A 23788-nucleotide genomic window follows, 5' to 3' on the forward strand; every position below is an offset into this window, starting at 1 on the left:
CCCGGGGGGGGGGGGGGGGGGGGGCGCGGGGGGGGGGGGGGGGGCGGGGGGGCGGGCCCCGCCGCATGGCCCCCCCCCTCACCCCCCCCGGGGGGGGGGGGGCCCCCGGGGGCCCCCCCGCTCCTCACTGCGTCCAAGACCTGTCTTTCGGATCAGGCCCTAACCGACCACGGCGGACCGGGCGTCGGTGTGCGCCACGGCCTCCAGGGGAGACGCGGTGGTCACGGCGCCGAACGGGCCGTCGGTCGTCGCCCCGTACAGCGAGTTCGGCGGCAGAGCAACCGTCGGAGAAGGAGCCGGCAGCGTGAACCAGACGACCTTCCCGGCCCGGCCCCACGGCCGGAACCCCCAGCTCTCGCTGACCGCGGCAATCATCGCGAGTCCGCGCCCCGAGGTGCTGGAGGCGTCGGCCGCGCGCACGGTCGGCAGCCGCGGGTCGTGGTCGTGGACGGAGACCGTCAGACGTTCGAGCAGCAGCTCTATCTCGACGGTGCACGTCTTGTCCGGCTGTGCATGCCGGTGGACATTGGTCAGAAGCTCCGTGACGCCGAGCGCTGCCTGGTCGATCAGAGGGTCGAGATGCCAGTAGCGCAATTGCGCCGAGATGATTCTGCGGACCTGACCGATCCGCGACGGCAGGGCCTGGAGCTCCACCGTGCAGTGCCTGCTTGGCTCGCTGATCACGGCTGCGACTCCCCGAAATAGGTCCGGAAGAAGACGACGGAACGGAGCCGGCGGGTGGCCGTCTGTCGTTCCTGGTCCGGCGGGCTGGATCACAGTGTCACCGCCGGTAAACCATGAGTGACGCGATTCCAATGTCGCTCAGGGGTCAGGGCTCCGCAACTCGCAGTGACCCGGCCGTGGCGCACCGTCAGCCCCGCCCGGCCTGCCCCGCTCCTCGGCCCGGCCGGCCGGCCGCGCTGCGCAGTGCCTCCAGGAAACGACGCGACGGCCCCGCACGGGCCGGCCCGCGGTCGCGCCGCCCCATGGTCACCCGGTACCACGTCCCATTGACCCGCGCCACCGTAGAGCCGACTCCGGCGAGCCATGGCCTGCGCGCACGCACCGCCGCCGCCGGGGCGCTGTCGATCTCCCGCCCGTAACTGGTCAGCAGTGCCACCCGGCCGTCCTTGACGATCACTTGACCGGCCCTGGTGAGCGACCGGGCCCACCGCTCGATCCGTACCCCCGTCGTGGTGAACTCCGTTTCCTTCATGGCTGGTTCGCCCCTTCATCACGCTTTTGAGGGTCAGTCTGCCCGCACGGTCACGGGCGCACCGGGTGGCAGCGAGGCGGCATGCCGCGAATGTGCCACGGCGTGCCGCAGTCGTCCCGCTCCTCGGCACCAAGGCAGTGCTATGGATCCCCAAAGTCAAAGTTTGTGCAGGTAGGGGGCCTATCGTGGGATGCGGAGTCCAGGGGCCGGTGGTCCGCAAGTCCGGTCACGACGAGCAGGAGCGTGCTGATGAACACCAGTGAGCGCAGGCCCGACGGCGAGGTCACGGCGACCGTCGACATCGACCGCACCGACCATGACTACAGGGCCTGGCTGAAGGAGGCCGTCCGCAAGGTCCAGGCCGACGCCAACCGCTCCGCCGACACGCATCTGCTGCGCTTCCCGCTGCCCGAGGCCTGGGGGATCGATCTCTACCTCAAGGACGAGTCGACGCACCCCACGGGCAGCCTCAAGCACCGGCTGGCCCGCTCGCTCTTTCTCTACGGGCTCTGCAACGGCTGGATCCGGCCGGGCAGGCCGGTGATCGAGGCGTCCAGCGGTTCGACGGCCGTCTCGGAGGCGTACTTCGCGAAGTTGATCGGGGTGCCGTTCATCGCGGTGATGCCCCGCACCACCAGCTCCGAGAAGTGCCGGCTGATCGAATTCCACGGCGGGCAGTGCCACTTCGTCGACGACGCCCAGAAGCTGTACGAGGAGTCCGCCAGGCTCGCCGCCGAATTCGGGGGCCACTACATGGACCAGTTCACCTACGCCGAGCGGGCCACCGACTGGCGCGGCAACAACAACATCGCCGAGTCGATCTACCAGCAGCTGCGGCTGGAGCGCTATCCGGAGCCCGCCTGGATCGTCGCCACCGCAGGGACGGGCGGCACCTCGGCGACCATCGCCCGCTATGTGCACTACATGCAGTACGACACCCGGATCTGTGTGCCCGACCCGGAGAACTCCTGTTTCTTCGACGGCTGGACCGACCGCAACGCCCTCGCCACCAGCGACTGCGGTTCACGCATCGAGGGGATCGGCCGGCCCCGGATGGAACCGAGCTTCCTGCCCGGCGCCATCGACCGGATGATGAAGGTGCCGGACGCGGCCAGCGTCGCAGCTGTGCGCGCCCTGGAACAGGCCATCGGCCGCAAGGCGGGCGGCTCCACCGGCACCGGGCTGTGGAGCGCGTTCAAACTCGTCGCCGAAATGCTGGACCAGGACAGCACCGGCAGCATCGTCACACTGCTCTGCGACCCCGGCGATCGCTATCTCGACAAGTACTACTCCGACAGCTGGCTCGCCGAACAGGGCCTGGACATCGCCCCGTACGCCGCGACGATCCGGCACTTCCTGGCCACCGGCAACTGGCCCTGCTGAAGCCCGGCCGTCACCACGGTCGTGCCGACCTGATACGCGAGGCTGTCGACGGCGACGTGGGGGAGTGACCCGGCCGCCCCGCTTTCACGCGGAGGCCGCGGTCAGCCGCTTGTCGAGATTGCGCACCGCGTCCCGGAACGCCCGGCCCAGTCGCAGGACGAACCGGAACGCCGCGGCCTCTCCCGGCTCCCCCGCCGCCCCTCTCAGCGCACCGCGGACAGCGTCCCGCCCACGCGCAGCCGGGCCTTCAGCTCCACCTGCGCGTCCTGCGGTGCCCGTACCACCAGTGTCGTACCGCCCGCCGACCCGCGCACGCCGCCCGTCACCTTGATCCGGTTGACGGCCCGGCTGCCCGCCGCCAGCACGTACCACCGGCCGGACGGTGCCCTCCAGTGCGTGCCTGCCAGGACGTGCTGCCCGAACCGGCCGCACAGCGCCGTACCGGGCCGGTCGGCCACCACCGCACCAGGGGCGGTGAGCGATGCGGCGGGCTGCAGGAACTGGATCAGAACCCGGCCGGGCCCCTGCCAGGTGTCGGCCCGGGTGCACACCCAGTCCGCCGGTGTCCCGCCCTCCGGGAGAGGCTGCCGGGCAAAGGCCCAATTGTTGACCGCACGGACCCCGCTGCCCCGCAGCGCCCGCAGCGAGCACACCGTACGTGCCCAGCTCAACAGGGCCGGACCACCCGTCGCCTCGCGCGGCCCGCGCGGCGGCGCGCCCTTGCCGGGCAGCGGTGTGTACGTGAGATGGACCGGAGCGAGATCGCCCAGATCGGTGAGGAGGAATGAGTGGTTCTCGGCGATGCGCTCCGAGGAACGCAGCTGCAGCACCGGCCAGGAGCCACAACTGCGGCCCGGCGAGGGGCGCGATACGGGTGCGGTGACACCGTCGCGGCCCACCTTCAGCGACCGCGCCGGAGCGTTCGGCGCCAGCAGGTCGCGCGTCGTGGTCTCCGAGACCCACGGGGCGAGCAGGAACCGGGCCCCGTCCCTCCTGCGGCTGACCACGACGGCCGCCCCCGTCGTCACGTCCGCGTCATCGGTCCGGGCGAAGTCGAGCGCGGCCGCCCCGGCGCCGGTCAGCGGCTCCGCGTAACGCACCAGGCGAACGCCGCCGTCGTGGAACAGCACCACGGCCGCACCGTCCACCTCGCCCGCGTACAGCAGCCGGGGCGGCTGGGCGGGCGGTACGGAGAGTGTCCCGGGCGACGTGGAGACGTGGACGCTGCGTGGCGTGTGCCCCCACCTACGCAGCGCCCGGCCGAGCAGATCCCGGTCCTGGGTACGGTCCCCGCGAGCCGGCCACGCGGTGAAGTCGACGCGCGAGGTGTCCGCCCATTCCGTGGCAGCCGTACGCAGCAGCGCTGCCGGATCGGCGGCGACGGAGCCGGCCCGCGCGCGACCGTCCTGCGGGCCGCGCGGACCGTTCTCCGAGGCCAGGACGACCAGACCGCCCGCCATCACGCACAGCGCGGCAGCGGAGGCCACCGCCCGCAGCCGGTGCCTGCGCCGCAACAGATCGCTGGGGCGGGTCTGGAGCGTGCACGGGTCGAACTCGGGGGAGCGCAGCAGCGATTCGGTCCGCGGCCGGTCGGCGGACTCCAGCCGTCCGGCCGCACGTACCGCGCCCGCCGCATCGCTCGCCCCTGCCCGGGCGAGCAGCACCGTCGCCTCGAGGTCGGTCAGCCCCTCCAGCAGCCGCAGCGCGAACGCCGCCCGCACGGCAGCGGACACCGTGGACAGTGTTCGGTCCAGGGCCAGTTCCTCCGCGCCACCGGCGCGCGGGAAGAGCCGCAGCCCCCGGACGAAGGGGAGCGCAGGGCGCAGCGAGGCCGGTGCCGGGATCCGCCCGGGCCACCAGCGGGGCCGACGCTCGTACGCCAGCGCGGTACGCAGCACCCGCAGCCGCACCCAGGCGTATGCGGAGGTGGCGCCGTGCGCCGCGGCGGGGTTCCTCGGGGACGGTACGCTCCGCCCCGGTGCCGGGATCCGGGTCCGGAGCGGTTCCCGAGGTCCCGCGGTGCGCCGGCCGGGCAGGGCGCGCTGGACGGCCGCATGGGCGGCGAGGACCCGTTGGTGCCGGCCGAGCGACGGCGGCAGAACGAGGTAGGCGAGCCGGACGAGACGTGGGTAGTGTTCCACGAGCGCGGCTTCGGCCTGCTGGACGCCGGGGCGTTCGCTGCTGCGGGTGGAGCGCTGCCGGGATGGGTGGATCGGCATGGGATCGGTGCCTTCCGAGCCGTTGGCGATAACCGTCGTACCGACAAACGAGTCGATCGTGTGACGGTCACATCGGGCGCAGGTCCAAAGGCGCGGCTGCCTGACTGTCACGTCGGCTGCACGGCCGGGGCGGCAGCCGCGCACCGCGGGAGGTACGGCCCCCACTAGAACTCAAGCCCTGTCGTGGGGGGAGGCCGTTACGGCCGCGCCGTGCCGTCGAGCAGACCGTCCAGCACCCGGCCGAACAGCCGGCGGCCCGTTGCCGCGATCAGCGGATCGCCCCATTGCGGCAGCAGCCTGATACGGAGTTCCTCCACCCACACGACATGGGACCCGGACTTCGTCGGATACACATCGATCGCCGCCCGGCCCAGTACCACCGAACCGCGCTTCTCCAGCCGGCAGAGCCCGGCTCGCCCGGTCACCGGCGGCATCCAGCGCACCACTTCCATCGGATCGTCGAACGCCAGCGGGCCCACACCCGTGCGGGCCACGAAGACGGTCCCGATCCTTGTGGGCAGTCCGGTCGGGACGGTGATCCGGGTCAGCGGGACGTGTGCGCAGTGCCGTTCCCAGTCGGTGACCCGGCGCCAGGACTCGGCGGCGGGAAGGGAGGTGAATCGTTCGATCCGGAATACGGCCACAGCAGGATCCTAGGACGTCCCGGCCATGGCACGAGCCGAGCGGAACCTCTGGCTCGCCCTCGGGATCCCCGTTTCCTCAGCCCTCGGAGAGATCGCCGGCCGCGATCTCGCCCGCCACCACCAGGCCCGGCAGATGTTCCTCGATCTCCTCGCGGGTGCCCGCGGACAGACCGGAATCCGTGATGAAGGTGTCCACCTGCTCCAGCGTCGCGAACGAACTCAGGCCCACCGTGCCCCACTTGGTGTGATCGGCGACCACCACCACCCGCCGTGCCGACTGCACGAAGCGCCGATTGGTCTCCGCCTCCGCCAGATTCGGTGTCGAGAGCCCGGCCTCGACCGAGATCCCGTGCACCCCGAGGAACAGCACATCGAAGTGGAGCGAACCGATCGCCTGATCGGCGACCGGGCCGACCAGAGAGTCGGACGGAGTCCGCACCCCACCGGTGAGCACCACCGTGGCGGCCCCGGCCCGTGGGCCGCCCGTCGACCGCTGCGCGGCATGGAACACTTCGGCGACCCGCACCGAGTTCGTCACCACCGTCAACTCCGGTACGTCCAGCAGGTGCTGGGCCAGCGCATACGTCGTCGTACCACCGGAGAGCGCGATCGCACTGCCGGGAACGGCCATCGCAGCGGCGGTCCGCGCGATGTCCTCCTTGGCGGTCAGCTCCAGCGTCGACTTGACCTCGAAACCGGGCTCGTGCGTACTGGCCTCGACGACCGGCACAGCGCCGCCGTGCACCTTCTCGATGACACCCTGACGGGCCAGTGCGTCCAGGTCCCGGCGCACGGTCATGTCGGAGACGCTCAGCTTGCGGGTCAGCTCGTTGACCCTGACCCCGCCGCGCCGGCGCACCTCGTCGAGGATCAGTGCACGCCGCTGCTCCGCGAGGAGATTCTGATTCTCACTCAACGCCGGGTCCGGTCCTTTCGTCGGGTATCCGTACAGCAGCCCGTCGGTTCAACAATCTGTCGGACGGGCTCATCCTGCCACGCAGCTTCGTCCGGCGCCGCACCGGGGAGATTTGTGATCCGGGTACCGGCGCGGCCCGGGTTCCGGGATTCTGGTGACTACGCATCAGTACGCGGGCCGGAACGCCGCGACAGCAAGAGAGCGAGTCATCCACGTGCCCCCTGTCACCGAGGCCCCGCACAGCACGGGGGCCGCGCTGGAACTCCTGGTCCATGGCGTCGGTGGAGCCACCCCCCAGTCGATGCTCGGGGATCCGCGCATCGCCCGGGTCACGGGTGATGCGACGGCTGCCATATTCCGACGCTCGGGGGACGTCGACGCCGAGCAACACCCGGAGCGGTACCGGGACCGGCCCATCGAGGAGGCGTACTGCTGGTCCAATCTCACCTCCGGCAACGGCTCGCGCGCGCTGTGGCTGCTGCTGCTCCCGTTCATGGTCGTCAACCTGGCCCACTGGATGCGGCCCACGGCCAAGGGCCGCACCCGCGCGGTCCGGCTGTACGGCGTACTCGTGCGCCTCGTCGCCCTCAGCCTGACCGTCCTGCTGACGGCTGCGGCGTGCGAGGTCGCGCTGGATCTGGTGGCCTGGCAGTGCGCGGGTGCACCGGAGTGCTCGGACCAACGGTCCTGGCTCGGCTTCCTGTCGACGTCGCAGGACGGCTGGTGGTCGCAGCCGGGGCGGCGGCTCGCGCTGGCGGCTCTGGTGCCCACCGTGCTGGTGGGGCTGCTCTGGTTCCTGTCCAACCGGACCTGGAGCGCCTATGAGTCGCAGCGCCCGCTCACCGGCGCGGAACCGGACGACGACGTCCTCGACAACGGGACCGAGGCCACCCCCACCACCGAAACCCCCACCACCGAAACCCCCGCCGCCGGAACCCCCGTCGCCGGAACCCCCGTCGTCCGCCCCGCCCTCGGCCGCCCCGGCTTCTGGTACGGCCGGCGGCTCGTCGCCCGGTTGCGGGCCGCGCACACCGCCGCCGGATTCCTGACCGTGGCGTCCTCCGTCGCGGGTGCCGCGGCCCGTCACGACCGCGCCGTCACCGGCCCCGTACCCGAGTTCCTGGGGCAGCTGATCGAGGCGATGCTCGTGCTGGGCACGCTCGTCGTGCTCGGGGTGGTCTGCAGCCGCGGTCGCAGCGAGCGGCGGCTCGACAACCGGCTCGACGGCGCCGTCATCACCTGGCTGCCCGGCACCGCCCTCGCCCTGCTCGTCGTCACCGCGGTGTACGCGGCCTGGTCCCGTCCCGGCTGGGTCTCCGCCGGCACGCTCCCCGGAGACGTCACCTTCCGCGTCCTCACCGTCGGCCAGGGCATGCTCGTGGTCGCCCTCGCGGCGGTCGCGCTCGGCCTGTACCGCCGGACGCCCGAGCCCCGTACGGTCATGTACGGACTCGGCGGCCCCGCGGTCGCGATGCTCGCCTGCGCCCTCGGTGGCGTCATGTCCGGCGGAGTCGCCCAGCGCGTTGCCGACTGGCTCGACGGACCGGGCACTCCCGGCATGGGCCGGAGCTCGCTCATCGACGGGCCGCCGGTACTGCTGAGCTGGCAGGCCTCGGTCATCCCGGTACTCCTGGCCCTGCTGCTGATTCCCGCCGTCGTGCTGGGCGTACGCACCTGGCTCGCCGCCCGCGCCATGGAACCCGAGGTCAACAAGGAGTACCGGGAGAAGCGGCCGGACGCCGCCCGTACCCGGCAGATCGCCAGGACCCGGGCCCTGGCTGCGCTCACCGACTCCGCGCCCTGGCTCCTCGGGCTGGTCTCCGGCGCCACCCTGCTGCTCGGCGCGGGAGCGGTCGCCGGGGCGTGGGCGAGCGGGGAGGTGCCGGGGCTGGCCCTGGACGGTGCCGGCCCGTTCATCGAGTCGGTCGCGGAAGTCGCCCAGTCGACCGGCTCGTGGATGATCGGCTTCGGCTTCATCGTCTTTGTGACCTGCGGTCGGCGCGCCTACCGGGACGCCTCCACCCGGCGCACCATCGGCATCCTGTGGGACGTCGGCACGTTCTGGCCCCGCGCCGCCCACCCCTTCGCGCCCCCCTGCTACGCCGAGCGCGCCGTCCCCGACCTGGCCTCCCGGATGGCCGGCTGGACCGGCCGCACCCGCGGCAGGCTCGTCATCTCCGGGCACTCCCAGGGCAGCGTCCTTGCGGCGTCCGCCGTCTGGCAGCTGCCGGCCGGGGCCCGGAAACGGGTCGCGCTGCTCACCTACGGTTCGCCGATCGAGCGGCTGTACGGGCGCTGGTTCCCGGCCTACTTCGGTCCCGGACCGTTGCATGGACTGCACCGGTCCGTGCACTGTTGGCGCAACCTGTGGCGGGCCACCGACCCGATCGGTGGCCGGGTCCGGCTCGACGTGGGTGCAGGCCCCGAAGTGGACCGGGGGCCTCTGCGGGACCCGCTGGTCTACGGGCGCACGCCGGAGCACCCGCTGCCCGAACCGGTGCTCGGCCACTCGGACTACCAGGCCGACCCGGTCTTCGCCGAGGAACGGGCGGCGCTGCTCGTCCGGCTCGGGCCGGTGCTGCCCCGCCAGGCCGACGGGGGCTCCGGGGAGACTCAGGGGAGTTCCGGCAGGTCCTCCGGGTAGAGCAGGGTGAGGTCGTCCGTGCTCGGCTCGGCGAGCTGGGCGACCCGGCCGGCATGTCGCTCGACCATCGACTCGAAGGTCTGGCGGGCGGTCCGGCCATTGCCGAACGCCGGGCCCTTGGGCAGCTCGGTGAAATACTTCAGCAGCGCTTCTCCAGTGCCCTCGGCGAGGCTGTACTCGTGCTCCTCGGCCTGCTGTTCGACGATCCGCAGCAGTTCGGCGGGCTCGTAGTCGCTGAAGGTGATGGTCCGTGAGAAACGGGACGCCACACCGGGGTTGACGGTGAGGAACCGCTCCATCTCGTGGGTGTAACCGGCGACGATCACGACCACCGCGTCCCGGTGGTCCTCCATCAGTTTCACGAGCGTGTCGATCGCCTCCCGGCCGAAGTCCCGGCCGGAGTCCTCGGGCGACAGCGCGTACGCCTCGTCGACGAACAGCACCCCGCCGCGCGCCCGCTCGAACGCCTCCTGGGTGCGGATGGCGGTCGAGCCGATGTGCTCGCCGACCAGATCGACCCGGGACACCTCGACGAGATGCCCCCGCTCCAGTACCTCGAGCGAGGCCAGGATCTCGCCGTACAGGCGGGCCACGGTCGTCTTGCCGGTGCCGGGGGAGCCGGTGAAGACGAGATGGCGTCGCACCGACGCGGCCTTCAGCCCCGCCTCCAGGCGGCGGCGGCCCACCTCGATCATGTCGGTGAGTGCACGTACCTCGCGCTTGACGCTGTCCAGGCCGACCAGCGCGTCCAGTTCACCGAGAACGGCGCCCGAGGTACGTACCGGCTCGACGGGTGCCTCGACGGCGGCGGGCACGGCCGGGCGCTGCGCGGGCACCGCACCGAGCAGCCCGGGGGCCGACTGAGTGGCCGTCAGCACCGTGGGCGGCGGGGGAGTGACGGTGCGCAGTGCGCTCTCGTCGCTGGTGCAGTCCTCGACGACCGGGCCCGTCCCCTGCCCGTGGCCGTGCGAGCCGCCCTCGGCGAACTCGTAGCCACCGCGCGCGCACCGCTCGGCACGGCACCGGGTCAGCGTCGTACGGCAGCCGTCCATCACATGGAAGCCGTATCCGTCACTGCCGGTGACCCGGCAGCTGTCGAAGGTGCCGCGTCCCTCGGCGGAGACGTAGAAACCGGCCTCGGCGGGCGAGGTGACCGTGCAGCGCTCGATGGTCGGGTCGGCGCCCTTGGTGACGATGACCCCGGTCTGTGCCGTGTCGATGGTGCAGTTGTTCAGCGTGCCGCCGCTGCCGTGGTCGCGGAACCAGGCGCCGGTGGACGCCTCCCGGATCCGGCAGTCGTCGAGCTGTGCGGTCGCCCCGTCGCTCACCGACACCGCCGTGTTGCGGACCTGGGTGAGATCGCTGTCGACGACATCGGCGCGCGAGCCCCGGTCGAGGACGAAGATCGCGTCCGGCACGTCATGGACCCGGCAGGAGTCCAGTATCACGGTCGCGCCGTCGCTCACCCAGACCGCCGGGTAGTCGCCCGTACTGTCATGGATCTCACACTGGTTGGCGTCGACCCGGGTGCCCGGGTCCCACACCGACAGGCCGTTGCGCCCGAAGCGGCGGACCGTGGAACGGGTCAGGGTAAGGACCGAACGGGAGCGCAGATCCACCGCGTTCTCCGGGATGTCATGGATGTCGCAGTCGGCGAGCGTCAGCACCGCGTCCGTGTCGAGCGTGACCCCGTCCGCCGAAGTGCGGTGCACCGTGCAGTCGGTGAGGTGCGCGGAGGCGCGGGCGGTGACCTGTATGCCGCTGCCCTTGATCTCGTACACCTCGCAGCCGACTGCCTCCAGCGCGCTGCCCTCACCGGTGATGCTCAGTCCGGCGCCCGAGGAGTGATGAACCCGGCAGCGTTCCAGCCGCGGATGCGCACCGTCGCGCACCGAGACCCCGGACTGCCCGGCCGACACGATCTCGCACTCCTCGAACACCCCGCCCGCACCGTCGAGCACGGCAATGCCGACCCCGGCCGGATTGTCGACCGTGCAGCGGCGCACGTTCGGCCGGGCCGTACCGCGCACCTCTATCCCGGCGGCCGACCGCGTCACGATCCGCAGATCCGCCAGCTCCGGGGCGCCGTCCTCGATGAGCAGTGCGGGGGCCGCCGAGTCCTGGCCCTCCACATGCAGATCCTGGACGACGGCGGAGGCACGCACCGTCAGCGGTACGCCGTCGACCGGTGCGATCCGGACGGAGCCGACGGAGCCCTCGGGACCACGCAGGGTCACCGCGCGGTGCAGGACGAGATTCTCCCGGTAGGTGCCCGGCGCGACGGTGAGGACATCACCGTCCGCCGCGGCCTCAAGGGCTGCGGTGAGGGAGGCGTATTCGCCAGTGCGGCGCCGCCACCGCGATGTGCCGGTGTGCGTCACCTGGACCGTGCCCTGTGCCATGGCGCTGTTGTGCCCCCACCTCGTGCGTGTCCGATGCTCGTGCGGCCGGCCTTGCGGCAGGGGTCGTCACGGGTCCGTCCGCCGAAGAGGTGAGCGGACCGGTCCACCGTAGCGCGCGCGGAGGGCGGGAGTTGACGGGATCCCAGCTCATCAGCTGCCGGTGCCCGTCCTGCCCCAGTCCGGACCGGCCTCGGCCCACGCTTGGTCGAGCCGCGCATACCGCCATTGCACCATGCGCCATACGATCAGGCGTCGCCCGCCCTCGATCAGTGCGACGCCCAGCACCATCACCCCGAATCCGGCCAGTGCCGCATGGGTGTGGGCCGTCGGCACATCCATCGGGGGGCAGCGCCGGGCGTCCGTCCAGGTCGGTCCAGATCCGCACCCGGGAGCCGGGACGGCCGGGAGGGGAACCGGGTCCCCGACCCGGATCACGCCGGTCCCGTCCGGAATCAGATACTGGCCGAACAGCAGGTCCTTCCCGGTACGGTGGTGGCGCGCGAGCGTACGCAGCGGGTCCTGGCCGCGCTCCGCGGTGCCCTGGTCGGTGAGGGTGATGACACAGCGGTCACAGGGTTTGACGACGCGGAACGGGACGGTAGCCGTCGGCGAGTCCGACGGTCTCACCGGCGCGCGCGTACGCGGGATTGATCAGCCGACGGGTCCCGGGCGCGTCGAGATCGACGAGCCGGACCTCCGTGCCCAGGCAGTCGCTGAACCGGGTGTGGGCGGCGGCCGCCGCCCACACCTCGATGGTGGACCGGTGCAGCACCACGGGACCGTGCGTCCGGGCTCGGGCACCTCGACGGTCAGCGGCGCGCTCCCCGGCGCCGACAGACCGATGCCGCCCCCGGGCAGCGGCACGGCGGAGACCAGCGCCATGCGCGGCTGCTGCCGCTGTGTGACAGCCCGGCCCGTGGTGTCGACCAGCATCCACCGGCGGTCGCCGTCGAGTCCCCATGGCTCGACGGCGGCCTCGCCAGGCTCGTATCCGGCCAGTGACTTGACCGGATGAATGTGTACGGCGCGCAGCACGGGAGGGCGCATGCCTTCACCCTGCCAGTCCGTCCCGGGCCCGCCCTTCGGATCGGACCAGGGACGGACCGCGGCCGTGTGCAGCGGGTTCCGCAGCGGCTCAGTACCCCCGGCCCTGGTACGGGCGGTTGTACGGGTCCTCGTACGGAGAGGGCGCGGGTACGGGCCGCGGCGACGCCGGACGCATCGACTCGTACCCCGTGCCCGGCGCCGGGCGCTGCTGCTGGGGCTGAGGCGGCTGGTAGCCGCCCCGCATGCCGGTCGGCTGCTGCGGGATGTACGGCGCGGGAGCCTGCTCCAGATGAGCCGGCTGCATCGGCGCGTAGTTCTGCTGCGGTGCGGCCATCTGCTGCGGGTAGCCGTACGACGGGTTCGGCTGGGAAGGTGCCGCGGGAAGCGCCGGCAGCGCCGACGGGAGCGCCGGCAGGTAGCTGTTTCCGGTGTCGTAGGAGGCCGACACTCGGATCGGGGCTATCTGAGGCGTACCCCGCTCCGCGACCAAGGAGTCGTAGATCGGGGTGTCGGGGAACGACGGTGCGGCGTAGTAGCCGCCGCCGTAAGTGGAGCGGGGGGAGGTCATGACACCTAAGTTAAGCCCACGATGTGCTGGTTGGGGAGCCCCAATCCCAGGGTCATCCGTTTTACGCTGGTTCTGTCCGCCTGACCTGCTAAAACATCGTTAAAGCTACCGTTGGCAGCGGGGGCTTTTCCGTTGGAGGGCCACATGGCCGACGAGAAGTGGCGGATGGGCTGCAAAGGCCGACACCCGCGTGGCACTCGCCAGGACGGAGGGCTTCGACCCCGAGCGCTTGGAACCTTACGACTATCAGGCGATCGCCGACGGGAACTGCGGCCTGCCGGTCGCCACCGCCGACAGCACGCTCGGTGACTACATGGGCCTATTGGCTCGGCGGCGTCGCCGCCCACCGGGTTCGGGAGAACACCCATCCACGCTACGCCGCCTGCGTCTGTCTCCACCTCATCTCCATCCTCGGCACCAAGAAGGTCGCCCGAGTCACGGTCAAGGACGTACGCACCTTCCTCGACCGGCTCCACACCACCTGCCGGTGCTGCGCCCAGGGCCTGGACACCGAACGGAAGAGGTGCCGCGCGATCGGCCAGTGCTCCTGACAAATAAGGGCCCTGACCTCAGCTTTCCCTGACGCCGGTGGTCCCGCCGAAATGGACGGGACGCCGGGGCCGGGCGTGGGCGGGGCCGCCGGACCGGCTCCCTGTACGCCGCCGCGGCGACACCCGTGGTTTCCGGTCAGTTCTCCGATCACTCGTCATCGCACGCCGTCGCCTGTGATGATGTGGATCAGGGGAGTGACCGGTGAGGTCATGAGATCCGGGGGATCGATGAGTACTACGACGTCGGCGCTGATACGGCTGAAGTCCGCACAGAAGAGCGCGAAGGGCGTATCGCTGTATTCGCGGTTCGTGAACCGGCCCGCGGGCCGGTATCTGGCCGCCGGGGCGTACCGGCTCGGCCTGACGCCCAATCATGTCACCGCGATCAGCGCGGCGTTCAGCTTCACGGCCGTCGCGGTGACGGCGCTCGCCGCGCCCACCTGGGTCGTGGGCCTCGTGGTGTGGCTCGGGCTCGCGGTCGGGTTCGCCTTCGACTCCGCCGACGGGCAGCTCGCCCGGCTGCGCGGTGGCGGCAGCGCGGTGGGTGAATGGCTCGACCATGTGGTCGACTGCGCCAAGATCACCGCACTGCACACCACCGTGCTGATCTCCTTCTACCGCCACCCCGGTCACTTCGGGACCGAGGCCGACGGCTGGCTGCTGGTGCCGCTCGGCTTCCAACTCGCCGCCGTCGTCACGTTCTTCGGTGGACTACTCACCGAGCAGCTCAAGCCCAAGGCGGCCCCGGGCGACCGCGCCGCGCCCTCCACGGCACGTGCGGTGGCGCTGCTTCCGGTCGACCACGGGGTGTTCTGCCTCGTGTTCCTGCTGCTCGGCGGCGGCGGCGCCTTCCGCTGGGCCTATACCGTCCTCGCCGTCGCCGCCGCGCTCTTCCTCGTCGCCTTCCTCACCAAGTGGTTCCGGGAGCTGTCCGCAGTTCGTCGGTGAACCGCGTCCCGTCGAGGGCGTCGATGGCACGCCGCAGCTGGGTGCTCGACGTGTGCACGGTGTACGGGAAGTAGACGACGTCCACGCCCACCGTGGCGAAGTCCCGCTCCAGCCGTTCCCCCTTCGGCGTGTCCCGCCAGTCGTCGCCCTTGAACAGCACGTCGAAGCGGACCTGCTTCCACGTCTCCAGCTTGTCCGGCACGGTCTCGGCGAACGCGGCGTCCACGTACCGGATGCTGCGGACGATCTCCAGCCGCTCGACGAGCGGGATCATCGGCTCTCTGCCCTTGGCCCGTTCGGCCATATCGTCCGAGACCACGCCTGCCACCAGGTAGTCGCACTGGGCACGCGCGTGGCGCAGGATGTTCAAGTGCCCGATGTGGAACAGATCGTAGGCGCCCGGCGCGTAGCCCACGCGATACGGCTTGCTCGATGGCACAGATGCCCCCCTCGTTCGATGGTGTCCCCCTGTGCACACCCCTTTGCGGTGGATGCGCGGACTTTGACGATAGCGTTCATGCTCAGTGCAGGAAGGGTGAACAATTAGGGTGCGTCCTGGTTCACTTCTGCCAGTGCGTGGGACCGGGGGCCCGTAAGGCGTGGACGCACAGGGGAGGCCGCCGAGGCGGCCGGGGGGAAAGGTTTCGTCCGGTGACAGAGACCCACAACGAGCGTCGCGATCGGGACGGGAGCGGGGCTACGCGCACAGTCGGCCCTGTGCCGCGGCAGCGCACCACCGAGCCGGATATCGCCGCGCTCGCCGGCGAGGAGGGCGAGTTCGCCTCGTCCGGACGCCGGCTGCTCGTGGTGTCCACCAATTACGCGCCCGAGCACACCGGTATCGGCCCCTACGCCACCGGCATCGCCGAGCACTGGGCGAGCCGCGGGCACGACACGCACGTCCTCGCCGGGCTCCCCCACTACCCGTCCTGGCGCGTGGACCCCGCCTACCGCGGGGTGTGGCGGGCCACCGAGCGGCGTGCCGGAGTCACCGTGCACCGTCGTCGGCACAGCGTCCCCCCGCGCCAGAGCGCCCTGCGCAGAGCCCTGTTCGAGGGGTCGATCCTCGCCCACGGTCTCGTCGCACCGCCCCGCACCGGTCGCGTCGACGCCGTGCTCGCCCAACTGCCCAGCCTTGCCGGCGGAGTGCTCGGCGCCCGTATCGCCGCCCGGCACCTTGCCCCGTACGTGCCGGTCGTGCAGGACCTCATGGGCGCCGCCGCCGCGCAGTCCGGCATCCAGGGGGGTGGCCGCGCCGCCGATCTGGCCGAGCGCGCAGAGTCATGGGTGCTACGGCGCGCCACCCTCGTCGGTGTCATCCATGAGACGTTCGTCGAACGGGTGCGGGCCATGGGTGTGGACCCCGGACGTATCCGACTGGTCCCCAACTGGTCGCACATACAGTCCCCTTCGACACCCCGCGCGCAGACCCGGGAGCGCCTCGGCTGGCGGCCCGAGCAGACCGTGGTCCTGCACTCCGGGAACATGGGACTCAAGCAGGGGCTCGACGTGTTGGTGGAGGCGGCCCGCCGTGCTCCCGCCACCCGGGTCGTGCTGATGGGCGACGGCAATCAGCGCGAGCACCTCGTCCGCCGCGCCGAAGGGCTGCCCAACCTGGAGTTCCTGCCTCCGGTGACGGACGCCGACTTCCCCGACGTGCTGGCCGCGGCCGATGTGCTCGCCGTGACCCAGCGTGCCTCGGTCCTCGACATGAGCGTCCCCTCCAAGCTCACCTCCTATTTCGCGGCGGGCCGCCCCGTGGTCGCCTCCGTCGCCGCCGAGGGCGGAACGGCCCGCGAGGTGCTGCGCTCCGGTGCCGGAATGCTTGCGGAACCGGAGAATCCTGATCAGTTCTTGTCAGCGGTGCGTAGACTCGCCGAAGACCCGAAGATGGCGGACGAGTTGGGCGCGGCGGGTCCGCGCCACGTAGCGGCCCATCTGTCACGGGAGGCGGGTCTCGCGCGCATCGACGCGCTGATCGACGAGGCAACGGGGGGACTTGGAAGGTGAACGAGACAGACGTTCCCGTCCGGGGGGAAGACGAGCCGGAGCAGTTGCGTGAGCAGTTCCGCCAACTCCTGCGCTACCGGTGGCTGATAGGCGGCGGTGTCGGCATCGGACTATTGGCCGGCGCCTGGCTCGGCGTCACCGGCGCCGACAGCTACGCCGCCACCACCGACATCGTGCTCCGCGCCCCCACCAGCGACCCCTTCGCGCCGACGCTCGCCGGCGACAAGGCGCTCAACATGGGGTCCGAGCGGCAGACGGCCCTCAGCCGCTCGGTCGCGCAAGGCGCCGCGAAGCAGCTCAAGATGAGCGCGGACGAGGTGGACCAGCTCCAGAGCGGGCTCCAGGTCACCAACCCGCCGCAGACCCTCGTGCTGCACTTCACGTACAACGCGTCCGACCCGAAGGAGGCGGCGCGCCGCGCCAACGCCCTCACCGCGTCGTACATCGACATGCGCAAGGACCAGTGGGAGTCCGTCCGCGACTCGATGCTCAAGAGCCTGCAGGACCAGCTCCATCCGGTCGCCAAGCAGAACGACGAGCTCTCCCGGCAGATCAAGCAGCTTCCCAACGGATCCGCCGCGGACTCCGCCTACGCGGTTCAGGCCAACCTGCTCAACCGCATCACCGACCTCCGCAGCAAGATCACCAGCCTGAACGCGCTCGACATGACGCCCGGCAACGTGATCCGCAACGCCACGGTCCCCTCCTCGTCCGACGGGCCCGGCCTGCCGCTGTCGCTCGGCCTCGGCGGCCTCGTCGGCGTAGGTCTCGGTCTGCTCGGCGCCTGGGTGCGGCTCGTCTTCGACCCGGCGCCTCGCTCGGCCGGTGACGTCGCCCGCGCCGTCCGCGGTCCCGTCCTTGGCGCGCTGCCCCGCGGCTCGGCGGGAACCCTGGTGGTCGGCCACACCGACTCCCGGGCAGCCGAGGAGTACCGCTCGATCGCCTTCCGCCTCGCCTACGACGAGCGCTTCGCCGACCGGCGCCGACTACTCGTCGTCGCCCCGCGCGGCTCCATGGAGTCGAGTGTCGCCGTCGCGGTCAACCTCGCCGCCTCGTTCGCCGAGACCGGCAAGAACGTCCTGCTGGTGGAGGCCGACCTGCGCACCCCGTCGCTCTCCGAGCGGCTCGACGTGTCCGCCGCCTCCCGGCCCCGCTGGAGCCGTACCGGCGAGCACGCCGAGGGCGAGTGGCCGAGCCGAGGCCAACTCCTCTTCGACGCGGGCGAGTCAGGAGCCTTCGGGCTCGTCCCCGGCGAACGCGTGCGCAACGTACCGCGCGCGCTGACCTCCGCCGGGACCACCCGGCTGATCGCCGAGGCCGACGATCCGGAGGCCACCGTCGTGGTCGTGGCCCCGCCCGTCCTCGCGTACGCCGACGCCCTCGCGCTCGTCGACCGGGTCGACGGCGTGCTCATCGTCTGCGACCCGCGGACCGTGCACCGCGCCGACCTGATGCGTATCCGCGAACTGATCGTCGGTGCCGGCGGTACCGTCCTCGGCGCGGTGACGCACACCGACTCCAAGAGGGTCCGGACGCCCGTCGCCCGCAGTGGCAGCAGACGCCGGGCGCCCAAGAGCAAGCCGGCCCCCACTCCCGAGCCGAGCAACACCCCCGAACCCGAGCGGCACTTCGACGGCGGCGGCAGCGACACGGTCGCGCTGCGCACCGTCCGCTCGGGGGACTGGTGACCGTCCCGGAGGAAAAGCCGTCGTCCGAGAAGCCGTCCGACCCGCCGCGCACCCCGCGGCGGTCGGCGGCCGCCCTCGCCGCGGTGCTCGACCAGGCGGCGTCCAGCCTCACCAACATCGCCGTGCTGGTGATCGCCGCCCGCGTCTCCACCGTGCACGGCTTCGCCACCTTCTCGATGGTGTACCTCACCTTCACGGTGCTGCTCGGCCTCAACGTGGCGTACGTCGGCCAGGCCGTCGTCCTCACCCGGGGCGACACCGGCGCCGCCTGCCGGTCCGCGATCGCCTTCACCTCCCTCGCCTCCACCGTCGTCGGGGTCCTGCTCGCCGCCGTCGGCGCCGTCACCGGCGGCTGGGCCGGACCCGGCGGAGCCTTCCTCGCCCTCGGGCTCGTGCTGCCCCTGGTCCTCGTGCAGGACGGGCTGCGGTACGCGTTCTCCACCCTGCGGCGCCCCGGCCTGGCCCTGGCCGCCGACACCCTGCGTCTGATGTGCGTGGTGCCCGCGCTGCTGCTCCAGCCCCGGCACGCCGCGCCCGGACTCCTCGTGGCGGTGTGGGGCGTGTCGGCCGTCCCGGCGCTGCTGCTCGGCCTGCGCCTGCTGTGGCCCCATGTCCGCGGCTCGCGGGCGGACCTGCGGCCCTACGTGCGCCGGGGCCACCTCGGACAGCGCTTCGTCGTGGAGTTCGCCGTCGGCAACGCCTCCAGCCAGCTCGCCGTGCTCGGCCTCGGCCTGTTCGCCGCCCCGCTCGCGGTCGGCGCCCTGCGCGGCGCCACCACGCTCTTCGGGCCGCTCAACGTCCTGTTCAACTCGGTCAACGCCTTCGGGCCGCCGCTGCTCAACCGCCTCGGCGGCCGTCGCGCCACCACCCGCGCCGCCGCGCTGCTCGGCCTCGTGCTCAGCGCCGTCGGCCTCGCCTGGGGACTCGTGCTGTACGCCCTTCCCGACCACGTTGGACGCCAACTCCTCGGCAGCACCTGGCAGTTGGCCGCCACTCTGTTGCCCGCCTCGGGCGCCCAGTACGCGGTGATGGGCCTGGGCACCTGCGCCCTCGTGACCCTGCGCGTGCTCAGGCCGCGCGCCACCCTGTCGGTGCAGGTGGTGTTCTCGCTGCTCTCGGTCGTCCTCATGCTCGCCGGATACCTGCTGACCGGCTCGGCGCTCGGAGCGGCCTGGGGTCTGGCCGCGGGCTCCGCACTGAAGGCGGTAGCGGCCTGGACCCGGGTCGCGCGCCTGCGGGTGGAGGAGACGACCCCGACGGCGCCGTCACCGGCGGTCCCCGCGAACTGAGCGTCACCGCGTGGGGGAGTGGAGCGCACGGCGCGCGGCCGCCCCCCAGGGCCTCGGCCCTCCGGTCAGCGCAGCCCCGGCGCCCGGTCCTGGCGGAACGTGGTGATCAGGGCGATGCAGAACGCCGCGATGGCCACGCGCCCTGATGCCTGGAGCAGGGGGCCCCGCAGCAGGATGAACGAGTAGCCGGCGACCAGCGGGACGGCCAGGGCGATCAGGCTGCCCGGCCGGGCACTGCGCACCGCGCGGCGGGCGTAGCGCCGGTCGACCCGTGCCGCCGCGTATCCCATTGCCACGAACCCCGCCACCATCCCGACCGGGCCGAAGTCGATCCACAGCTCGGCCCACACCGGCGACGAGAGGTTCGTGTTCGTCGCGCCCATCCACTGGCCGACCATGACCCCGGTATCCATCGGCTTGTCGGGCCACGCCGAGCGGGGGACCGCGAACAACACCGAGCCGGCCATCTGGCGGCCGAAGGTGTGGCCGCTGCCCGACCGGACGTACGTGATGGTGTTGGCGAACATGCCGACCTGGTCGTAGTCCTTGAGGGCCAACGGCTCCAGCGGCGAAGTGGTCTGCACCGGACGGTAGTTGGCGTCGTCGTAGCGGAAGCGGTCCGCGAACGGGAAGACGATCAGCGCCACGATCACGCCCAGGCTGAGCGCGACCCGGTAGAAGGCCGCGCTCACCGGGAAGACGGTGAACAGCAGCGAGAAGAGGACGGTGAGGAACCAGAAACGCGGGTTGGAGATCGGGTTGTTGACCACCGCGTTCAGCGCGGCCAGCGCCCCCCAGACCGCGATGATCACCACGGAACGGCGGGCCCGCCGCGAGGTCACCAGCCAGCGCGTGTACGCCAGCCAGGCGATGAGGGCGGGCACGGTGCCGAAGCCACGCACGATGGCCTGCCCGGCCTGCGAGTCCGCCTGGGAGAGCCCGGCCTCCTGGACACTGCTGATGATCTCCTGGCGGCTCGTGAAGAAGACCGCGGGACCGCCCAGCTTGACGACGAGGAGCGACGAGCCGAGGAAGGCGAGGAGGGTCAGCAGGTACAGGCGGCGGCGGTGCACCAGCGCCGGCCGCAGCTTGTCCTCCCGCCTCCGCTCGGGCCGCTGGCGTGCCAGCAGGGCGCCGATGTCGAACGCGACACAGCCGATCAGGACGAGCGCGACCGCCTCCGTCAGATCGGTGCGCGCACCCACCACGGGGGTCGGCGTACGGCCGAGCACGGCCTGCGCGAGCGGTGCCACGCCCATCGCCATGTAGACGAACAGCCAGAACGAACCGGTGAGCAGCTTGCGCCGACTGGAGAGGATCATCGCCGAGAGCCGGATGCCGGCGTACATGGTGAGCGCGAGCTGGAGCCACAGCGCCGAGTCGTGCAGACCGGTGCCGGGCTGGACCAGCACGAGCAACGGCAGGAACACCGCGAAACCGAGGACGAGCGGCACCGACAACGCGCGGGAGAGGAGCGTGCGCGGCCGGAAGGGCGGCACCGCCACCTGCCAGCCCCGCTCCGATGACCCGGGCGTACTGGTCGTGCCCCGGTCCATCTGCTGCGTCATGGCGCCCCCGCCCCGAAAGAGATCCCCGGCGCAGTCTAACGAGCCCTGGCCTGTGGTGAACGGTCAGCTACTAGAGTGTGACGAAGGCGCCTCTGGCGAGGCGCCGTTGGGGGGATGGATCGATGCGTGATCTCCCGGCCTTCACACTGGCCGGATATGACAAGGGGCGCGGGATACTCGTCCAGGCGCTCTGGTTCGCGGTGATGAACACGGTCTTCATGGCGTGGTTCACCCCCGCCCGGGTCAGAGCAGCCCTGCTGCGCGCCTTCGGCGCCGACATCGGTACGGGGGTGCTCGTCCGGCACCGGGTGCGGGTGCTGTGGCCGTGGAAGCTGACGGTCGGCGACCACACCTGGATCGGCGAGGGGGCGTGGATCCTCAACCTGGAGCCGGTCACCCTCGGCGCCCATGTGTGCGTGTCGCAGGAGGCCATGCTGTGCACCGGCGGCCACGACCACCGCGCCGCCAACTTCCGGTATCGCAACGCGCCGATCACCGTCGACGACGGAGCCTGGGTCGCGACCCGCGCCACCGTCCTCGCCGGGGTGAAGGTCGGCCGCTGCGCCGTCGTGGGTGCGGGCGCGGTCCTCCACAAGGACCTGCCCGAGCTGACCCTGCACACCGCCGACAACCGGCGCCGACCCGTCGAGGAGCCCGCGTGAGAGTGCTGCACGCGGTCACCCTGCACAGCCCCACCCACGCCTTCGGCGGCCCGGTCCGGGTCGCCCTCAACCTCTGCAAGGGGCTGCGGGAACGCGGGCACGACGCCCGGCTCACCGCCCTCGCCGACGGCTTCGAGGGGCCGCTACCCGAGGAGGTGGAGGGCGTGCCCGCCCGCCTCCACCAGGCCCGCAGGATCCTGCCGTTGGGGTTTAGCGGCCTCACCTCGCCGTCCCTGCTCGCCGGCGCCCACCGTCTCGTACGGCAGGCCGACGTCGTCCATGTGCATCTGGCGCGCGACCTGGTGACCCTGCCGGTGGCGCTCGCCGCGCTGCGTGCCGGGAAGCCGCTGGTCCTCCAGACGCACGGCATGGTCGACCCGAGCGAGCGGCGCTCGGCCAGGGTTCTCGACGCGGTCGCGGTGCGGCGGGTGCTGCGCGGAGCCACCGCCGTTCTGCACCTCACCACCCGTGAACTGCGGGACCTGGAGGCCGTGGTGGGCGGGACGGGCCTCGCCCGCGCCGTCCGCCTGGTGAACGGCGTGCCCGCGCCGTCCGAGGGCCCGGCACCGGAGGGACCTCCGCGTATCCTGTACGCGGCCCGGCTCCAGGCCCGTAAGCGCCCCGTCGACCTGGTGGAGGCGGCCCCCGCGATCCTGGCCCGGCACCCCGAGGCCACGTTCGTCGTGGCGGGCCCCGACGAGGGCGAACTCGCCGCCGTGCGGCGGCGGATCGACGAACTCGGACTCGCGGCGCGGGTGAGCTGCCCGGGACCGCTCGACGGGACACGCATGACCGAGGAGCTGCGAAGGGCGCACGTGTACGTCCTGCCGTCGGTGGACGAGCCGTTCCCGATGTCGGTCCTGGAGTCGATGGCCGTGGGCACGCCGGTCGTGGTGACCGACTCCAACGGCCTGGCCCGCGACGTGGACCGGGCCGGCGCCGGCCGGGTGGTGACGGGACCCGACGGCATCGCCCCGGCGGTGCTCGACCTGCTGGACCCGGCCGCCCGGCGCGCCGCGTCGGAGGCGGCCCGCAAGCTCACCGCCGAGACGTTCGCCATGGACGCGGTCCTCGGCACACTCCTCGACGTGTACGAGCGGGCCTAGCAACGATGGTCTCGGTCGTTCGGATCGGTGCGGACCCGCGCCGATCCGAACGGCACCCGCTACGCGGGGAGCCAGGCGTAGCAGCCCGAGGAGACGAACGTACGGGTCCCGGACGGGATCTTCGCGGTGACCTTCTTCGGGGCGTCCGGGCCAGGGCCCGAGGCCAGCACCTTGTCGTCCGCGCCCAGTGCCTTCCAGGTGCAGCCCTCGGCGCTGGTCAGCGCACGATAGGTGCCCGGCGCAGGCTTCTTGCGTGTGCCGTCGGCGAAGCCGGTCGCGGCCTTGTCCAGCAGCGGCTTCTGCTTCGGGCACAGCTGGGCGATCGCGTCGTCGGCGGACGGCAGGTCCCCGGCGATGAGCGCGCCGATCGCGGCGTCCTTGTCATGGGCGGCGGTGCGCTCGATGCGCTGACAGGTCTCCTGGCCGACCTGGAGCACGGCTGCCGGGTCCATGTTCTTCGGCACACGGCCGTGCAGGTACTTCTTCTCCTTGGCGGTGAAGGAACCGGTCGCCGGAGTGAGCTTCGCGTCGGGCAGGACCGGGCCCTTGGAGGGGCTCGACGACTCCTGGGGAGCCGGGCTCGCCTGGTCGTCCGGGACGCCGGCCGCCTGGTCGTCGGAGATGCTCCGCGTCGGGTTCGCTGCCGCGTCGGTACCGCCGTCCGAGCTGCAGCCGGAGAGCGCGAGGAGCGCGATGAGGGCCCCGGCGGCGGCCCCGCGCCGGAGGGACCGGAGAGTACGAGTGTGCATGGTGGCTCCTGCGGCCCGAGCGGGCCGGGTATGAAGGCGGGCCCGCACACGAAGGTGCGGGCCCGGGTGGGGTGGGCGGGGGGGCCGGCGCCCAGCCCCGCACCCCCCCCCCCCGGGCCCCCCGGGGGTGTAAGCGCCCCCCAACTGACCCCCCCCAGAGGGGGGTTATACCCCGCCC

At 72.0% G+C, this 23788-nt stretch carries 19 protein-coding genes and 2 pseudogenes; 9 read left to right on the forward strand and 12 right to left on the reverse strand.

The window, feature by feature from the left end; genetic code table 11:
- Window positions 1–159: 159 nt before the first annotated feature.
- Entirely contained in the window at window positions 160–684 is a 525-nt protein-coding gene (locus ACGFSA_RS31680; protein WP_393309478.1) for an ATP-binding protein, read from the reverse strand.
- Between the two features lie 187 nt (window positions 685–871).
- Window positions 872–1216, reverse strand: coding sequence for a hypothetical protein (locus ACGFSA_RS31685; protein ID WP_393309479.1), 345 nt, complete (start codon window positions 1214–1216; stop codon window positions 872–874).
- A gap of 249 nt (window positions 1217–1465) precedes the next feature.
- Between ACGFSA_RS31685 and ACGFSA_RS31690 the strand changes: the two genes are divergently transcribed.
- The gene (locus tag ACGFSA_RS31690) at window positions 1466–2599 is read left to right on the forward strand and encodes a PLP-dependent cysteine synthase family protein (RefSeq protein ID WP_393309480.1); all 1134 of its coding nucleotides are present in this window, start codon (window positions 1466–1468) and stop codon (window positions 2597–2599) included.
- Window positions 2600–2802: 203 nt separating this feature from the next.
- Here ACGFSA_RS31690 and ACGFSA_RS31695 read toward each other — a convergent pair whose 3' ends face one another.
- The 3 genes from ACGFSA_RS31695 to ACGFSA_RS31705 all read right to left on the reverse strand — a co-directional run bounded on the left by ACGFSA_RS31695 (window position 2803) and on the right by ACGFSA_RS31705 (window position 6378).
- Window positions 2803–4818: a hypothetical protein gene (locus ACGFSA_RS31695; RefSeq protein ID WP_393309481.1), complete on the reverse strand. Its 2016-nt coding sequence runs from the start codon at window positions 4816–4818 to the stop codon at window positions 2803–2805.
- Window positions 4819–5015: 197 nt separating this feature from the next.
- A complete protein-coding gene (locus ACGFSA_RS31700) occupies window positions 5016–5462 on the reverse strand; it encodes an SRPBCC family protein (RefSeq protein WP_393309482.1) in 447 nt (148 codons plus the stop codon).
- Window positions 5463–5538: 76 nt separating this feature from the next.
- Window positions 5539–6378, reverse strand: a complete 840-nt coding sequence (locus ACGFSA_RS31705; RefSeq protein ID WP_393309483.1) for a DeoR/GlpR family DNA-binding transcription regulator — start codon at window positions 6376–6378, stop codon at window positions 5539–5541.
- A 214-nt stretch (window positions 6379–6592) separates the two neighbouring features.
- On the opposite strand from ACGFSA_RS31705, the gene ACGFSA_RS31710 reads away from it, so the two are divergent.
- Window positions 6593–9022 (forward strand): hypothetical protein, encoded by a 2430-nt coding sequence (locus ACGFSA_RS31710; protein WP_393309495.1) that lies wholly within the window; start codon window positions 6593–6595, stop codon window positions 9020–9022.
- Here ACGFSA_RS31710 and ACGFSA_RS31715 read toward each other — a convergent pair.
- From ACGFSA_RS31715 to ACGFSA_RS31730, 4 genes and pseudogenes are all read right to left on the reverse strand, one after another.
- Entirely contained in the window at window positions 8992–11424 is a 2433-nt protein-coding gene (locus ACGFSA_RS31715) for a right-handed parallel beta-helix repeat-containing protein (RefSeq protein WP_393309484.1), read from the reverse strand. The two genes, ACGFSA_RS31710 and ACGFSA_RS31715, sit on opposite strands and share 31 nt — an antisense overlap.
- 150 nt (window positions 11425–11574) lie before the next feature.
- Window positions 11575–11821, reverse strand: a pseudogene (locus ACGFSA_RS31720) (hypothetical protein); the annotation flags it as partial.
- A 14-nt stretch (window positions 11822–11835) separates the two neighbouring features.
- Window positions 11836–12471: pseudogene (locus ACGFSA_RS31725) on the reverse strand (MOSC domain-containing protein); the annotation flags it as partial.
- An 88-nt stretch (window positions 12472–12559) separates the two neighbouring features.
- Window positions 12560–13039: a DUF6643 family protein gene (locus tag ACGFSA_RS31730; RefSeq protein ID WP_393309485.1), complete on the reverse strand. Its 480-nt coding sequence runs from the start codon at window positions 13037–13039 to the stop codon at window positions 12560–12562.
- A gap of 305 nt (window positions 13040–13344) precedes the next feature.
- On the opposite strand from ACGFSA_RS31730, the gene ACGFSA_RS31735 reads away from it, so the two are divergent.
- Both ACGFSA_RS31735 and ACGFSA_RS31740 read left to right on the forward strand, forming a co-directional pair.
- On the forward strand, window positions 13345–13590 hold the full coding sequence (locus ACGFSA_RS31735; protein ID WP_393309486.1) for a hypothetical protein: 246 nt from the start codon (window positions 13345–13347) through the stop codon (window positions 13588–13590).
- A 228-nt stretch (window positions 13591–13818) separates the two neighbouring features.
- Complete coding sequence (locus tag ACGFSA_RS31740; RefSeq protein ID WP_393309487.1) at window positions 13819–14538, forward strand: CDP-alcohol phosphatidyltransferase family protein; 720 nt, start codon at window positions 13819–13821, stop codon at window positions 14536–14538.
- On the opposite strand, the gene ACGFSA_RS31745 is transcribed toward ACGFSA_RS31740, so the two are convergent.
- Window positions 14498–14977, reverse strand: coding sequence for an adenylyltransferase/cytidyltransferase family protein (locus tag ACGFSA_RS31745; protein ID WP_393309488.1), 480 nt, complete (start codon window positions 14975–14977; stop codon window positions 14498–14500). The genes ACGFSA_RS31740 and ACGFSA_RS31745 overlap by 41 nt on opposite strands.
- A gap of 365 nt (window positions 14978–15342) precedes the next feature.
- Between ACGFSA_RS31745 and ACGFSA_RS31750 the strand changes: the two genes are divergently transcribed.
- Genes ACGFSA_RS31750 through ACGFSA_RS31760 form a run of 3 tightly spaced genes read left to right on the forward strand, consistent with a single transcriptional unit; the run spans window position 15343 to window position 19525 of the window.
- Window positions 15343–16548, forward strand: coding sequence for a glycosyltransferase (locus tag ACGFSA_RS31750; protein ID WP_393309496.1), 1206 nt, complete (start codon window positions 15343–15345; stop codon window positions 16546–16548).
- Window positions 16545–18236: a lipopolysaccharide biosynthesis protein gene (locus tag ACGFSA_RS31755; RefSeq protein WP_393309489.1), complete on the forward strand. Its 1692-nt coding sequence runs from the start codon at window positions 16545–16547 to the stop codon at window positions 18234–18236. Before ACGFSA_RS31750 ends, ACGFSA_RS31755 begins: the two co-directional genes overlap by 4 nt.
- Window positions 18233–19525, forward strand: a complete 1293-nt coding sequence (locus ACGFSA_RS31760; protein ID WP_393309490.1) for a hypothetical protein — start codon at window positions 18233–18235, stop codon at window positions 19523–19525. Before ACGFSA_RS31755 ends, ACGFSA_RS31760 begins: the two co-directional genes overlap by 4 nt.
- A gap of 65 nt (window positions 19526–19590) precedes the next feature.
- Here the strand turns inward: ACGFSA_RS31760 and ACGFSA_RS31765 are convergent, their stop codons facing one another.
- Window positions 19591–21093: a hypothetical protein gene (locus ACGFSA_RS31765; protein ID WP_393309491.1), complete on the reverse strand. Its 1503-nt coding sequence runs from the start codon at window positions 21091–21093 to the stop codon at window positions 19591–19593.
- 122 nt (window positions 21094–21215) lie between these two features.
- Between ACGFSA_RS31765 and ACGFSA_RS31770 the strand changes: the two genes are divergently transcribed.
- Together ACGFSA_RS31770 and ACGFSA_RS31775 are read left to right on the forward strand one after the other, a co-directional pair.
- A complete protein-coding gene (locus tag ACGFSA_RS31770) occupies window positions 21216–21755 on the forward strand; it encodes a WcaF family extracellular polysaccharide biosynthesis acetyltransferase (RefSeq protein ID WP_393309492.1) in 540 nt (179 codons plus the stop codon).
- Window positions 21752–22861, forward strand: a complete 1110-nt coding sequence (locus tag ACGFSA_RS31775; RefSeq protein ID WP_393309493.1) for a glycosyltransferase — start codon at window positions 21752–21754, stop codon at window positions 22859–22861. Before ACGFSA_RS31770 ends, ACGFSA_RS31775 begins: the two co-directional genes overlap by 4 nt.
- Window positions 22862–22920: 59 nt before the next feature.
- Here the strand turns inward: ACGFSA_RS31775 and ACGFSA_RS31780 are convergent, their stop codons facing one another.
- On the reverse strand, window positions 22921–23610 hold the full coding sequence (locus ACGFSA_RS31780) for a hypothetical protein (protein WP_393309494.1): 690 nt from the start codon (window positions 23608–23610) through the stop codon (window positions 22921–22923).
- Window positions 23611–23788: the final 178 nt, after the last annotated feature.

Source organism: Streptomyces sp. NPDC048496 (assembly GCF_043200055.1).
Classification (GTDB): Bacteria; Actinomycetota; Actinomycetes; order Streptomycetales; family Streptomycetaceae; genus Streptomyces.

Excerpts from the sequence above, each read along its gene's own strand:
- ACGFSA_RS31685 (WP_393309479.1), bottom strand. The coding sequence starts at position 1,216 with ATGAAGGAAACGGAGTTCACCACGACGGGGGTACGGATCGAGCGGTGG.
- ACGFSA_RS31690 (WP_393309480.1), top strand. The coding sequence starts at position 1,466 with ATGAACACCAGTGAGCGCAGGCCCGACGGCGAGGTCACGGCGACCGTC.
- ACGFSA_RS31695 (WP_393309481.1), bottom strand. The coding sequence starts at position 4,818 with ATGCCGATCCACCCATCCCGGCAGCGCTCCACCCGCAGCAGCGAACGC.
- ACGFSA_RS31715 (WP_393309484.1), bottom strand. The coding sequence starts at position 11,424 with ATGGCACAGGGCACGGTCCAGGTGACGCACACCGGCACATCGCGGTGG.
- ACGFSA_RS31730 (WP_393309485.1), bottom strand. The coding sequence starts at position 13,039 with ATGACCTCCCCCCGCTCCACTTACGGCGGCGGCTACTACGCCGCACCG.
- ACGFSA_RS31740 (WP_393309487.1), top strand. The coding sequence starts at position 13,819 with ATGAGTACTACGACGTCGGCGCTGATACGGCTGAAGTCCGCACAGAAG.
- ACGFSA_RS31765 (WP_393309491.1), bottom strand. The coding sequence starts at position 21,093 with ATGACGCAGCAGATGGACCGGGGCACGACCAGTACGCCCGGGTCATCG.
- ACGFSA_RS31770 (WP_393309492.1), top strand. The coding sequence starts at position 21,216 with ATGCGTGATCTCCCGGCCTTCACACTGGCCGGATATGACAAGGGGCGC.
- ACGFSA_RS31780 (WP_393309494.1), bottom strand. The coding sequence starts at position 23,610 with ATGCACACTCGTACTCTCCGGTCCCTCCGGCGCGGGGCCGCCGCCGGG.